Genomic DNA, 13,895 nt, shown 5'->3' on the forward strand with positions numbered 1-13,895 from the left:
ACGAATTTTATCTTACCATACCCTATAATTGTTAGAATTGTGTTAAAAAGTACATTCGTGTTTAAAAACCCATTCGCCAATGATGGTTAGCCCCTTGATTGTTGACTATGAAGGGTGTCATAAATTTTTATACCGCCCAGACGGCTGTCCTGACGAAAACGGAATCGTCGGGGGGGGGCTGCCCCGGATCTCCTTATAAATATTAAGAAAATATTTCGCTTTGATTAAGGTTGTGTTAGAGTGCCTGCATTTATTATTCATGATTCTGTCAACAAAGGGATTCAGGGCAATCGATGAATCAAAAACACATGACCTTAAATTCCATCTCAATGATGGAGGCTGTTCAAGAATTCAGAAACGCCTCGAACTCTCGGTATGGATTTTATCATATTGCGCCATTTTATTACCTCTTTTTACTGCTGTTTATGTTTTATACGCCGGTAACCCTGATCTGGCTGAAAATTATTCCATTTGAATACCGTTTTTATGCATGTTTCGGCATTTTGGCAGGGTTTATTTGTTTTTGCTGCCGCAGGCACTACAACAGCCGTGAATTGGGGTTTCGAACCGACAATCTGATGCGTTCCCTGGGTTGGAATTTCATATTTTGTGTTGTGGGGGCCATCGGGTTGTACATCACCCATAAAGCCGGTTTTTTAAGGCCTGTAACCCATAATCACCTTTCCCAGATGTATATCTTTTATATTTTTTTTCTTGGGCCTGTTCAGGAGCTGTTTTTCAGAGGCGTTCTCTTTGCAGAAATGAAACGGATTCCAAACGTTGATCACAGATGGATTTTACGGGTATCCACCTTTTCCTTTTGCTTTCTCCATGTCATTTACGGACACCCGCCATTGCTTATTATTGCATTGATAAGCGGATTGGCATGGGGAGTCATATTCACAAAATGCCACAATATCTGGGGGATCACACTCTCCCATTCCCTGCTCGGTGCTCTGGCAATGTATCTCGGCGTAATTTAAATCCCCACCGCTTTTTCACCCTGTGCACCAAGATTGTTTACATGGCGCACCCATCCGAATCGAACGTCCCACCGAGAAATTTACTTATCCCTGACCCATCGTTTTTGTGGAGCCTTCCGGCCGTGGTAAAAGCACCCTGCTCAGACTCCTGGCCACCAGGCCCACCCAGGGTGCGCTTATAGGCGATGATTTTACCGCAGCTCTTATTCAGGACGAGATGGGGGTTATTGAGAAGCATTGATTCTTTTCCGGACCGCAGACGGTGTCAGGACAAAAGAACCTACCAGTGCGGTGAACGGACCCACCATGACAAGTCCGATACTGCCGATAAGGGTCTTCATGATTTCAGCAGCTACATAAATCAGGTTGAACATGCTGAGGACAGGTACTCCCTGGGCCATAAACGCCATTAAAAGGGTTACGTAACCGCCGGAATAGGCAAACAAAAGCGTGGTCGTCATGGTGCCTACAACCGTTCTGGAAATCCGGAGGCCAGAAAAAAACAGGTCTTTTCTACCTAAAGTTGGTTTTTTTTTGATCAGCTCATCCATGCTGGCGGCAACATCCATGGCAAGGTCCATGACCGCACCCGAAGCGCAGATAAAAATACCTGCAATGAAAACGCCGGTCATATCCAGATGACCGTAGCCGGAATATAGAAGTGTCTCGGCAAACGGCATGATCGCACCGTGAAGGTTTAATTCCGGGGTAAAATAAAGGGAGAGAAAGCAGGATGTCAGAACTCCCAGGATTGCGCCGGCAAAAGCAGCAAAACCTTTTGTATTGACGCCGGCGACCAGGAAAATAATGATTGAACAGAGCAGGATAATAACTGCAAATGCGGTACTGACAGGCGGATAGCCGTTTAAGAAAGCCGGGATAAGCAGTTTCCAGATGATCAAGGCTGAAATGATAAAAGAAAAAAACGAACGGGCCCCGGTCCAGCCGCCGAAAAGGATCAGACCGGCTGTAAAAATCGCAAATAAAAAAATCAGGCTGTTGATGCGGTAATGGGCCTGGGGGTTGACAAATACAATATTTTGATTTTCATCCAGGGACAGGACTACAAGGGCAGTATCTCCTTTTTTGAACAGCTTGTCCCTGTCCATCTGCCCCATGAGCTGGTTACCGGCTTTAAGCGTTCTGCCCTTGAATTTTCCTGAAATCAATTGAAGAACAACGGTTTGGGTCCCTTTTTTAACCATTCCGTATTGAAGAATATCTGAATTGTCTGCATCCATGATTTTTCCTTTGCATCGAATCGCTTTTTCACCCGTTTTGTAATAAGGGTTGGGAAGAAACGACAAAATAGTGCAGATAATCATCAGGATGAGTAAAATTGGGATATTTTCTTTAAAGCCAAGTTTGTTAAACATGATTTGTCGCCCTTTTTTCTATAACCGGCATGGCCGGAGCATGGGATCTGCTCTGGCCACAACGAAATTTGAAACTCCGCCATTGGTGATGCTTCGGGGGAGTTTCTTATAACCCACATGTCCTAGCGGACACAACGAAATATGAAACACGATGATACAGGGCAGGCGATAGTACCATTCCGCCCCCTTTGGTTACCCTGACCGGAACGGTAAACGTCGGGGGGATTTCTGCCCTTCCAGACTAAAGCGCAGGAACTGCGGGCTAAAGTCCTCAAACAGCCTGCGCTTCTTAACGCCTGGAAGGGCAAAAATCCTATCCCCTTTGGCTTACAATGTTCCGATCAGGGAAACCAAAGAGGGCTCGAAAGTCGAGACTTTCACAATGATGTTTCGACATGCGTTTCATATAAAATAATTATGCAGCCGATATCCACAAAAAGTGCGGATATCGGCTGTCGTAAAAGAACCATGAATTTTAAATTAACGGCGCTAAATTCCGGCAATCTGTTTTTTAAAATCAATACCCATGACCGACATGATCTTTTTTGCAATATCGGTGTTGTCATAGGCACCGTTAAACAGATTAGATCCGACCCCGATGGCGGATGTGCTGACCGGAACGCCGGTGTGCTTGTACGAGGTCCATCCAAGTCCTGCTTTCTGGCTCATGATATGGGTCAGGGTAACCGTCAATGGATCATATCCACCGTAAAGAATATAATTGTCCGGTTTATTGAGACTTTCTTTTGTCCCTGACATGGTCATGTGGAAGGCTGTTTTGATTTTTTCAAGTTCATGGGGCTTGACAGCCATGATGTCGGATCCCTGGACCGGGGAAAATTTCAGGCCGAAATATTTTTCAATGAAGGGTTGAAAGGAGTCAAAGTCAGGTGAGGCACCGCTTTGAGCTTTATATGTTTTGACCATGTCATCGGAAAATTTCTGGAAGGATACTTTTTGGTTTTTCAGGACGTCAAAGTGAGAGGCGTATTGGGTGCCGGAAAATCCAAGGGTCAAACCGCCGCACTCGTGATCGCCGGTGATCACAATAAGGGTCTCTTGTTTATGGGTTTGATAAAAATCAAAGGCAACCTGTACTGCGTTGTCAAAGGCAATATTATTGGTGATAGAGGCTGTGGCATCGTTGGCATGGCAGGCCCAGTCAATTTTGCCGCCCTCTACCATGAGAAAAAAACCGTTTGGGTTGTCTATAAGCTCCACAGCTTTCTGAGTAAACTGGGCAAGAGTGATGTCCTTCTCACCCATATCCATGGCATATGGCAGGGCACCGCCGTCCTGGAGCCATTCATTATAGGCGATGATTTTACCGCTGCTCTTATTCAGGCCGAGAAAATTATCTTTGTTGTCAATAATGGTATAGCCGTTTTCCCTTGCCATTTTTAAGGCATCTCCCAGGGGTTGTTCAGATTTATTTCCGGTCGGGTCCATTAAACCTCCACCGCCGAAAAAGTCAAACCCGCTTTCGGCAAGGGCCACGTCTATCTCGTGGGCCATTTTCCGATGCTTCACATGGCTATAAAATGCAGCAGGCGTTGCATGGTCAATGGACACGCTTGAGATGATGCCGACCTTTTTCCCCCTCTGCTTTGCCATTTCCGCAATGGTGGACAATTTTTTCAACTCTGCATCCACCCCGATATAATTGATATTGGTTTTTACCCCTGTGGCAAGGGCTGTGGCCGATGCGGCAGAACCGGTGATAAAGCGGTTATTGGCATGGGTGGTGGTAATTCCCTGGGCGGGAAAGGTGTCCATAAGCAGTTTTTTCCCAAGATAGGCCTGGGTTGCCATTCTCTGGGGAATACCAAGTCCGTCTCCCACCAGGAAAAAGACATATTTAGCCGGTTTTCCCGTATAATGATTTGATGTATCTGCAAAGGATATTTTTACAAACAGCAGGCAGGATAAGATCAAGACCACGGCAAAATAGTATTTGTTCCGGTTAATTAAAACGATTTTTTGCATTATTAATCTCCTTCTCTTATGATGTTTTGGATACTATCGCCAGCTTTCCCTGAAGCATTTGTTCGATAGTATCTTGGATCTTGGATAGTACCCAGAACATATTAGGATCGGATTTGAGCTTGAACATATTCAGGTTAGAACCTTGGTCGAGATTAAACCTTTCCATCAAATCAAACAAAGATTTAGCACCCGGATAATATTTTAAAAATATTTCCATGGGATAGTTGGGCTGTCGGATCAATCACCTTAAAAAAAGGAAGAGGTTAGTTCATAAAATGACAGCTCAATTAAAACTTGTTGACAACATGGTCGGCAGTTCAGATCCTCGTCGGGACCTTGGCTATCTTCTGGAAACGATGGAAATAGATACCGGGTCAACCGATGCATTTGCCGCATCATTACCCTTTTCAGCAAGGGATGTCACTGCCGGTACGGAAAACGAATTCCAGGCCGTGGTTCTTGGAAAGAGGAAGGATCTGGATCTTGCCATCACCATCGAAGAATCCAACTACTATAAAAACATCGTTCGAAGGGCTGCCTCCGGGGATATGTCCCGGAAAAAAAAGCTTGGCCTTGAACGTTACCTGAATCAGAAGACTGATGACGTCTGGGAAAACAGCTGGGTCCGGTTCCCGAGACGTACCCTCAATACCTTTGCAAATCATATCTTTAATGCAGACCTTAAATCGGACAAGACAATACCGGATTCTGGGAATCGATCCGATGCCGCAGATTTTACGTTCATGAAAGATGACGAGGAATTTATTCGTATTCCCGTCAGCTATGTATTGAAGCTTGCCCTTGCAAATGCCATTGGCTCGGATATCGGCTCGGATAAAACCTGTCATCCCATGGTGCGAATTACCGGTGAAAAAATGATGGCTCATTTTTTAAATGACAACACCTCTCCTGAAATTTTTTCCTTTTACCCGGTACGAACCAATGGTTCAGACTCCGTTGGCTGTGAAATGGCCAAGGAGACCCTGATCCGGTTTTTGTTTACCCAGATTCTGGTCGCCTATGCCCAAGACACCTTTTGCCTGAAGGAGCATGGTCAGCAGATTCGGATTTTCTTTTCTTCCTCACCGCCATTAATGCAGAAAAAACTCAACGACAGCATTTCAGACGCTTTTTATCGATCCCTTTTCATGAGCCCCTGTTTGTCGGGGTGGGCCAGGGGCCAGGAAAAGCATGATTACATGAAGCTGTGTCATAAGGTTCTCTCCAGAAGTCAGATCAATGCAATATCAAAGCTCAAGGAGGCAGGTATCATCACGTCAAACCTGGTGGTGCTGCCCAGCAATTCCAACATCAGTCTTGCCAACAACGGCACCCATATCAGCATGGGAAGTCTTAAGCTCGGGCGTTTGTTAAAGGATCCTGCCTCGGGTTTTTCAGCGTTCCATGAAAAGCACCTGGGAGACCTTGTCATAAAAATTACAGAGCATTTTCTCTGTCTTTTCCCCGGCACCTACAGCGCTTCGCCACTGCGGCTTGATTTTGAGGATTTTCATCCGGAAAAGGTCCTGGGCTTTTTACCCCACGAGGTCGATTATACCCACCTTCGAATGATCTGGAGACGGTGGAAACGCAAGGCCGATATCAACATCCTGGGCCGTGCAGTCACCCCCTTCGGACCGGTATGGCTGGATCGGATGATCGGTCGCAGCTTTGGGCTTAAGGGCGATTGTATTCCAGATGCCAGACTGATTGACTATTTTGCTTCCCTCATGAGTACGGACCAGAGCCCCGCCCTGAGCGGAATTCAGGGCAATGGAGAACAATTAAAAAAAGATCTGGCCCAGATGGGAGTTTTTGATGAACAAATGCCCATGTATCAGCTTGTCAGAAACAGGCAATACTCTGAAATGGGATACAGCGGATTTGAGCACCGGTATTTCAGCATCTTTGAAAACCTGATGTCGGATATGGCCGGTGCCTTGGATCTGCAAAATCTGATAACGGTTTTGGCCTACTACTATATCTTTACCGGAGAGGTAACCCATTCCACAATTCCAGACACTCCGGATGTTGAAAGTGAGCGACGGCAGATTTTTTTCTGCACGGCAATCAATTTACCCACCTGTTATGTCAAAACCCGAATGAAAAACCTATTCCTGGGACAGATTGTTTCAAAAATAACAAAAACCAGGGCGAGTAAAAGGTATCCCGGATATACGCGCATCCGGTTGATTGATTATAAGAAAGCCCTTATTCAAATGTTGAAAAAAGATGGACAGGAACTCATCCAGGGCGCGTCGGTAAAAGGGATGCTTCAGGACCTTGAATCAAGGATTCTTTATCCGGAGGTTTTTTCAGCCGGTGGACGACTCACCCAGGGGATACTTAAAGCAGACAAGAAAAAAAATCCCATGGAATTCAAGGGCGAGGTCTTTAATAAAAAAGCCGAGGGTTATTATATTGACGGGCTGAGAAAAAAACAGATCAAAGAGGGATTTGTTGTTCTTGAGCAGGAACTCCGGCAGATGGATTTTTGGGCAGGCTTCAATCAATCCGGCCACGGAAAGGCCATGGGAGACATTCTCGGGGAACAGCCGCTCAATTCGTTTATAGCAGAGGTTAAACAGCTTTTTTTTGAAGATCGACTCCCTCCTGAATCGGCAAAAAAAATGCTGTTTCTGATTATTCTCCATGTGAACAAAGAAACCAGAGCATTTGGCAACATCTAAATCTAAGATTTAAGACAGGCTGAAATGAAACTTTCCACCCACCAGTATATTCGAAGAAAAACCGCATCCATCGAGACCGAACGTCTTGTGGGTGATCCAATTATTTCCCTCCTTTATTCCCGTATTCGGGAAAATGCGCCTTTTCTCTTTAATCAGTTTGTGTCAAAACGCACATCTTCATTGCTGGGCTTTCTAAATTATGATCTTGATTGTTGGCGTTTTTTTCTGTCCAACCTGGGATTGGCGGACAAAAATCCTCCCATTGAACGAATTCTCAACGATCTGAAAATCAACCCGGATGAAATCTGGGGCCGAATCGAAGCCCTTGACACCCATCGAAAAATATTTGAACGTAAGATCCGTTACTGGGAGTGCAGACCTCTCCAAGGCTCTCCATCCGCTGTGGTCTCCCCGGCGGATTCAAGGATATTGACCGGTTCTTTTTCCGCCCAGAAAATGGTGTTTATCAAGGAGACTTTTTTCTCCTATAACGAGTTGATCGGATCGGATAAGCTTAAATGGTTAAAGGCTTTTTCCCAGGGCGATTATGCCGTTTTCCGGCTGACACCCGACAAATACCATTACAATCATTCACCGGTTTCAGGCAGGGTTGCAGACACCTACGAAATTGACGGCCTCTACCATTCCTGCAACCCCAATGCCGTGGTGCAGTCCGTCACTCCTTTTTCCAAAAACAGACGGTGCGTAACGGTTATTGACACGGATGTGGACAAGGGAACCGGGGTGGGACGGGTGGCCATGGTGGAAATTGTGGCGTTGATGATCGGCAGAATAGATCAATGCTACAGTGCCCATGGCTATGCGTCTCCCCTACCCTTGAAAAAGGGTGATTTTATTGAGAAAGGACAGCCCAAAAGCCTGTTTGCCCCGGGCAGTTCCACAACTGTGCTGATATTTGAAAAAAACAGGATTCGATTTTCCAGTGACCTTTTGGAAAACCAGAACAGAACAGATGTCAAAAGCCGTTTTGCCCAAGGCTTTGGAAGGCCTTTGGTGGAAACCGATCTTAACGTAAGGGAAACAATAGGAAGGGCGATTTAATGGACCAGATTATTTTTATCGGTATTACAGCTGTTTTAATCTTTTTGACCATTGCCTGGGGAGGTAAAATCCTTCCCCGGGAGAAATGGCAAATATTGGCGACCCTTCCCCTGGAAAAGGATGAGAACGGTAGATGGAGGGGGTTGAATCTGACCTATTATGGTCTTTTCAGCGCCAATGCCTATACCTTTGCCGTGGTCATCTTCCTTTTACTGACCGTTTCTGCCGGCATCCCTGTTCAGGGAATTTGCATTTTCATCCTTGCACTGCTTGGGGTGTGTATGCCTGCGGCGAAAATCATTGCGAAAATTGTGGAAAAAAAGAGTGGCACCTTGACTGTGGGGGGGGCGGTATTTGCCGGGTCCCTTGTGGCTCCATGGCTGATATTCCTGATCAACTTGATTCCCGGCCTGGTCCCAGGCCGGACAGATGGGTTTAATCTGAATGTCACCGTTATTTTGTCGGCAATGTGTATCGCCTATGCATATGGCGAAGGGCTTGGCCGCCTGGCATGCATCAGTTTCGGCTGCTGCTATGGAAAACCCGTCGATCAATGCCGCCCCTGGGTGCAAAAGCTGTTCGGTCATTTTTATCTGGTTTTTTTCGGTAAAACAAAAAAAATAGCCTATGCCTCTGGATTGGAAGGGGAAAAAGTCATTCCGATCCAGATCATCACTGCGATTCTTTATTCCACGGCAGCCCTTGTGGGAACATGGTTGTACATGAACGGCTATTTTGCCGCAGCCCTCATGGAAACCATGGTGGTGACACAGGTTTGGAGAATCCTCTCTGAATTTTTTCGGGCGGATTTCAGGGGCTGTTTCAAGATTACTCCCTATCAGGTCATGGCGGCAGGTTCCCTGGCCTATATCCTGGTCGTTCTCCTTTTTTTCTCTCCGGCCCGGGAAACCCTGGTTCACATTGAAGCAGGCTTTAGAGAACTCAGGTCCCCCTGGGTGATGATTTTTGTGGAGGTTATCTGGGTTCTGACCTTTCTTTATACCGGGAGAAGTTCTGTTACCGGTGCACAAATTTTATTCCATGTTGAAAAAGGCAAGATCTGATGAATCTGCCCCTTGGTTCAAAAACATGCATCCCTGCCATGGCATTTCTCTGGACATATGCCGTTTTTAAATTTCTGGTGGGCTTTAATGTACTCCGGGCATATGGTATCAACCCTTGGATATTTTTATTTCTGGATACGGTGACTGTGCCGACCTACATCATTGGCTGGAGCCGTCTGATTGCTTCAATGGGAGAAAAAAACCAGGCGTTTAGAACCGTTTTAAAATGGAGCGTCGTTACCTTTGTGTCAAGTACGCTTCCTTATCTTTATGCCGCCTGGGCCGGACGACAGTCCCATTCAAAACAGGTGTGGTTTATTTTGATTATGATCCTGATTGTCATCCTGGTCGGTCAGTTGCAAAAATTATGGCGCACCAAATTGTCAGGATAGTCACTCCCCCATGAACTATACGTTTCAGCTATAGGGGAGTGTCTCTCGCCCACCAAAGCATTGCAACAGATGCGCTTCATCATTCGTTGTGGCCGGGAACCACACCTCGCTCCGGCCGTGCTGGTTATACGCAAGTTGTTCCGATGTCCCCGGACAGAATGGTTTTGTTTTTTTCGTAGCTGAAATTTTTGATACATATTTCAGCGGCCGACAACCCATTGTATTGGTTGGAGAAATTGAATCTATAATCCGGACAGGGAGTTGGGTGTGGTGAGCGCTCGAGCATTTCCTGGGTCTCTACAGCAAGAGTTGCCCAGGGCAATACTTCCAACCTGTTTAAGCCGATTCTGTTGCCGGAGAGGAGACAATACCCGAAATTTCCCTCATCAATACGTTCCAGGGCCAGCATAACCTGTTTGAGTTTCTTGTGGTAATGGTTCAGTTTAGTTAGCTGCATGGCCATCTTGGTCTCAAAGAAGCTTAAATCACCGGGATCCGATGTCCCAATACTCTGCACCCCTGCCCTGTGATGGGCTGTTACCATGTTCAGATCTTCAAGTTCCATGAGTAGACGTTCCCTGAAATACTGCAGTTGCCTTTGGTTCATGTAGACCTCTTTGTCAGAAGGGGTATAATGTTCCACCTTTTCACACAGCATAAGTCACCTCCAGTTGTCTGTTGGCTGAAGATCGAAAACGGTTAACCCGTTCCTTCAGCGATTTATGGATGATAATTTATCTGGTATGAATTAGGATATTATTACGGCAGGATTAAGATTTAATGGGTCTTTGATCCCATGAGTCAACCATCTCTGGGGTTGGAACACGATTTCCAGCCGTCGTTTGGCCACCGGTTCCCGGGTCACATCCCGACCGCTCAGCCGGATCGATCCGGCGTTGGGATGATCGAGCCCGGCAATGATCCGTAAAAGCGTTGTTTCTCTCCATCTGCTGGGCCCAGAATCGAAACGAACCCTCCCTTTTTAAACACCATGTTCACATGGTTCAGGGACAAATTCACCAAAGGTTTTGGGGAATAAACCTGGACGGACTGTCTGGAGCGTTTACTGAATCAGGAACTTTGCACTATTCCGGGTCCCGGATGGCCACATCCAGGCTCACCATGGTGTCATTGTCAAAGATGAAGCGGCCGTCCATCTGCTTGCCCCGCAGCACCTGGGGAAGCCAGTAAAAATCATCCTCCCACATGCGGTTCAGGGGCATTTTGTCCACATGGCACCAGAAGGGGTCGGCCTCGTCCGTCTCGATCATGTCACCGGTAAAGGCTGTTGCCGTATACACAAATCCCTCCATGCGAAGGCCGTCCAGAAACTGAAAGTACAGCTTGCCCCTGAGTTCAAGTCCCTTTGGGGTGAGCCCCACCTCTTCCTGGCATTCCCTGACGGCGGCCTGTTCCGGGGTCTCGCCTGCTTCAATGTGGCCCCCGGGTGCATTGACCTTGCCAGCTCCAAGTCCTCTTTTTTTGTGGATCAACAGCACCTGGTTGTTCTGGTGAATGTAGACAATAACGGCCCGGACACCCGGCACCCACTCTTCCCAGTTGATTTCTTTAACGCTTCTTATGGTTTCCATGGAAAAGGTTTTAAGCCAATCTGGGATTTTCATCAAGGGCTTAAATTGTCCTTGACATAAAATATACCGATTGGTATTTGATCAAATCATGAAATCTAAAGATACGAGCAAGGCCCGCCAGACAAGGCAGTTCATCATTGAAAAGGCAGCGCCTGTTTTTAATAAAAAGGGGGTTTCGGGCACCTCCCTGTCCGACCTTACCCGGGCAACGGGCCTGACCAAGGGTAGCATCTACGGCAACTTCAAGGACAAGGATGAGGTTGCCGTGTGCGTATTCCAGTACAATGTGGACAAGCTGGTCAACTCACTGTTCAGGGAGATGGACAAAGAAACTTCGCCCGTGGAAATGCTCCTGGCCCTTCCAAGGGCCTATGGCAAACGTTATCGCCAGATCATTGACTATGGCGGATGCCCCATCCTGAATACGGCCACGGAGGCCGATGACACCCACGAGGCCCTCTGCCGCCTCACGGTTGAGGCCATTGAGCGCCTCAAGCAGCGGATCGCTTCCATTGCGGCCATGGGGATCGAACAGGGAACCATACAGGATCACACCGATCCTGATGCCATGGCCAACATTATCCTGGCCCTGATCGAAGGGGGAAGCATGCTCGCCAAGGTGACCAAACAGGACTATTACATGACCGATTCCCTGGAGCAGATACGGGCCATCATTCTCTCCAGGTCTAATCTTACCACGGCAACGGCTGACAAAGACAATGTCTTACATCCAAGGAGAACAAAATGAGAGATCCCCTGCTGACACCCATCAAGATCAACCACCTTGAAATCAAGAACCGAATTTACATGCCGGCCATGCACCTTGGCATGGCTGAAGATTACCAGGTAACAGACCAGCTTGTCGCATTTTACAAGGAAAGGGCAGCAGGCGGGGCCGGTATGATTTGCGTGGGGTATGCAACCGTGGATGACCGGTCAGGATCCACCCTGAACATCGGCGCCCACAGGGACGCGTATCTCCCCGGGTTGAAGCGTCTGGCCACCACCATCAAGGAAAACGGTGCCGGATCCTGCTGTCAGCTCAACCATGCCGGCCGTTACAACTTTTCGTTTTTTATTGATGGAAAACAGCCCGTGGCACCTTCTGCCATTGCCTCCAACCTCACCCGGGAAATGCCAAAGACCCTGGAAATCAACGAGATCAAGGAGATCGTTGCAAGTTTTGCTGCGGCTGCCGGCCGTGTAAAGGCCGCAGGGTTTGATGCCGTGGAGATCTTGAGCGGCACAGGCTATCTGATCAGCGAATTTCTCTCACCGTTGACCAATAAACGGGAGGATGAATATGGGGGAAGCCTCAATAATCGCATGCGGTTCGGCCTTGAGGTCATGGCGGCCATCAGGGCCGAGGTGGGACCGGACTATCCCATAATCGTGCGCATGAACGGCAACGATTTCATGCCCCAGGGCCAGGGAAGAAAAGAACTCCAGGCGTATGCAAAGGCCCTGGTTGACCAGGCAGGAGTGGATGCCCTGTGTATCAATGTGGGCTGGCACGAGGCCCGGATTCCCCAGATCACGGCCCAGGTGCCCAGGGGAACCTTTGCCTACCTCGCCCGGGGCATCAAGGAGGTGGTTAATGTGCCTGTGATTTCAAGCCACCGCATCAATGATTCTGAAACGGCAAGGGAGGCTATCAGCGACGGCATGTGCGACATGGTGGCCATGGGCCGGAGCCTGATTGCAGACCCCATGCTGCCCATGAAGGTGAAAGAGGGCAGGGAGAACCAGATCATCCACTGCATTGCCTGTGCCCAGGGCTGTTTTGACAACCTGTTCAAGCTCAAACATGTGGAGTGTCTGTGCAACCCCAGGGCTGGCCATGAGCTGACCCATACTGTCGATCGAACCGGGACCGCTAAAAAGGTGATGGTTATCGGCGGGGGGGCCGCAGGTATGAACGCCGCCATCACGGCCTGTGACCGGGGCCATGCCGTGGCCCTCTATGACGGCTTAGACCGGCTCGGGGGCCAGCTTTACCTTGCTGCTGCCCCTCCGGGAAGGGAAGAATTTGCCGCCCTTGCCCGGGATCTTGCCGTCCAGGTGGAAATCCGTGACATTGATGTTCATCTTAATACGACCGTGGACAAGGCCCTGATTGAGGCGATTGCTCCGGATCATATCATTCTTGCAACGGGAGCATTGCCCATGACCCCGCCCATCCCCGGAATTGAGCTCAGCCATGTGATTGATGCCTGGGATCTTCTGTTGAAAAAGGCCCATGCCGGACAACGGGTGGTGGTGATTGGCGGCGGTGCCGTGGGTGTTGAAACCGCCCTTTTTCTGGCTGAAAAGGGAACCCTTTCCCCTGAAGCCTTGAAATTTCTTTTGATCAATAAGGCTGAACCCGCCGAGGATCTTGCTGAAATGTGCATCCGGGGAACCAAAAAGATCACCATTCTTGAGATGCTTGACAAGGTGGGTAAGGATTTTGGAAAGAGCACCAAATGGACCATGCTCCAGGATCTGGGGCGGTTCGGCATAGAATCAAGAACAGGAGCCCGAGCCCTTGAGATCACGGCCACTTGCGTCAGGATTGAAACAGCCCAGGGCATTGAAACCATTGAAGCCGACACGGTGGTTGTTGCGGCAGGGGCCAGATCCAAAGCCGAACTTGCCCCTGTGATTAAGGAGACGGGTATACCCTTTGCCATTATCGGGGATGCACGGCAGATCGGCATGGCGTTTGACGCGGTTCACCAGGGATTTGAGGCGGCTACGGCTATTTAAGG

At 48.2% G+C, this 13,895-nt stretch carries 12 protein-coding genes and 1 pseudogene; 7 read left to right on the plus strand and 6 right to left on the minus strand.

Annotation, left to right across the window (positions count from 1 at the left end; genetic code table 11):
• Positions 1-293 precede the first annotated feature (293 nt).
• The gene (locus HRM2_RS00890; protein WP_012662557.1) at positions 294-983 is read left to right on the plus strand and encodes a CPBP family intramembrane glutamic endopeptidase; all 690 of its coding nucleotides are present in this window, start codon (positions 294-296) and stop codon (positions 981-983) included.
• A gap of 37 nt (positions 984-1,020) precedes the next feature.
• Here HRM2_RS00890 and HRM2_RS00895 read toward each other — a convergent pair whose 3' ends face one another.
• The 3 genes from HRM2_RS00895 to HRM2_RS00905 form a co-directional block, all read right to left on the minus strand.
• Positions 1,021-1,221: a hypothetical protein gene (locus HRM2_RS00895; protein WP_041272969.1), complete on the minus strand. Its 201-nt coding sequence runs from the start codon at positions 1,219-1,221 to the stop codon at positions 1,021-1,023.
• A complete protein-coding gene (locus HRM2_RS00900; RefSeq protein ID WP_012662558.1) occupies positions 1,208-2,359 on the minus strand; it encodes a YibE/F family protein in 1,152 nt (383 codons plus the stop codon). Before HRM2_RS00900 ends, HRM2_RS00895 begins: the two co-directional genes overlap by 14 nt.
• 489 nt (positions 2,360-2,848) lie before the next feature.
• Complete coding sequence (locus HRM2_RS00905) at positions 2,849-4,345, minus strand: alkaline phosphatase (protein WP_012662559.1); 1,497 nt, start codon at positions 4,343-4,345, stop codon at positions 2,849-2,851.
• A gap of 275 nt (positions 4,346-4,620) precedes the next feature.
• Between HRM2_RS00905 and HRM2_RS00915 the strand changes: the two genes are divergently transcribed.
• From HRM2_RS00915 to HRM2_RS00930, 4 genes are read left to right on the plus strand one after another with little or no spacing between them, the layout of a single operon-like run.
• Positions 4,621-7,035, plus strand: coding sequence for a hypothetical protein (locus tag HRM2_RS00915; RefSeq protein WP_012662560.1), 2,415 nt, complete (start codon positions 4,621-4,623; stop codon positions 7,033-7,035).
• A gap of 24 nt (positions 7,036-7,059) precedes the next feature.
• On the plus strand, positions 7,060-8,097 hold the full coding sequence (locus HRM2_RS00920; RefSeq protein WP_012662561.1) for a phosphatidylserine decarboxylase: 1,038 nt from the start codon (positions 7,060-7,062) through the stop codon (positions 8,095-8,097).
• Entirely contained in the window at positions 8,097-9,161 is a 1,065-nt protein-coding gene (locus tag HRM2_RS00925) for a hypothetical protein (protein WP_012662562.1), read from the plus strand. The genes HRM2_RS00920 and HRM2_RS00925 overlap by 1 nt, the downstream gene beginning before the upstream one ends.
• Positions 9,161-9,553 carry a hypothetical protein gene (locus HRM2_RS00930; protein ID WP_012662563.1) on the plus strand — a complete coding sequence of 131 codons (393 nt, stop codon included), beginning with the start codon at positions 9,161-9,163 and terminating at the stop codon, positions 9,551-9,553. The genes HRM2_RS00925 and HRM2_RS00930 overlap by 1 nt, the downstream gene beginning before the upstream one ends.
• A gap of 124 nt (positions 9,554-9,677) precedes the next feature.
• On the opposite strand, the gene HRM2_RS00935 is transcribed toward HRM2_RS00930, so the two are convergent.
• From HRM2_RS00935 to HRM2_RS00940, 3 genes and pseudogenes are all read right to left on the minus strand, one after another.
• The gene (locus tag HRM2_RS00935; RefSeq protein ID WP_012662564.1) at positions 9,678-10,211 is read right to left on the minus strand and encodes a TraR/DksA family transcriptional regulator; all 534 of its coding nucleotides are present in this window, start codon (positions 10,209-10,211) and stop codon (positions 9,678-9,680) included.
• Between the two features lie 90 nt (positions 10,212-10,301).
• Positions 10,302-10,478: pseudogene (locus tag HRM2_RS28235) on the minus strand (hypothetical protein); the annotation flags it as partial.
• 160 nt (positions 10,479-10,638) lie between these two features.
• On the minus strand, positions 10,639-11,178 hold the full coding sequence (locus HRM2_RS00940; protein WP_232364159.1) for an 8-oxo-dGTP diphosphatase: 540 nt from the start codon (positions 11,176-11,178) through the stop codon (positions 10,639-10,641).
• A 55-nt stretch (positions 11,179-11,233) separates the two neighbouring features.
• Between HRM2_RS00940 and HRM2_RS00945 the strand changes: the two genes are divergently transcribed.
• On the plus strand, positions 11,234-11,893 hold the full coding sequence (locus HRM2_RS00945; protein WP_012662567.1) for a TetR/AcrR family transcriptional regulator: 660 nt from the start codon (positions 11,234-11,236) through the stop codon (positions 11,891-11,893).
• A complete protein-coding gene (locus HRM2_RS00950) occupies positions 11,890-13,893 on the plus strand; it encodes an oxidoreductase (RefSeq protein WP_012662568.1) in 2,004 nt (667 codons plus the stop codon). The genes HRM2_RS00945 and HRM2_RS00950 overlap by 4 nt, the downstream gene beginning before the upstream one ends.
• Positions 13,894-13,895: the final 2 nt, after the last annotated feature.

It is taken from the genome of Desulforapulum autotrophicum HRM2, from assembly GCF_000020365.1.
GTDB lineage: Bacteria > Desulfobacterota > Desulfobacteria > Desulfobacterales > Desulfobacteraceae > Desulforapulum > Desulforapulum autotrophicum.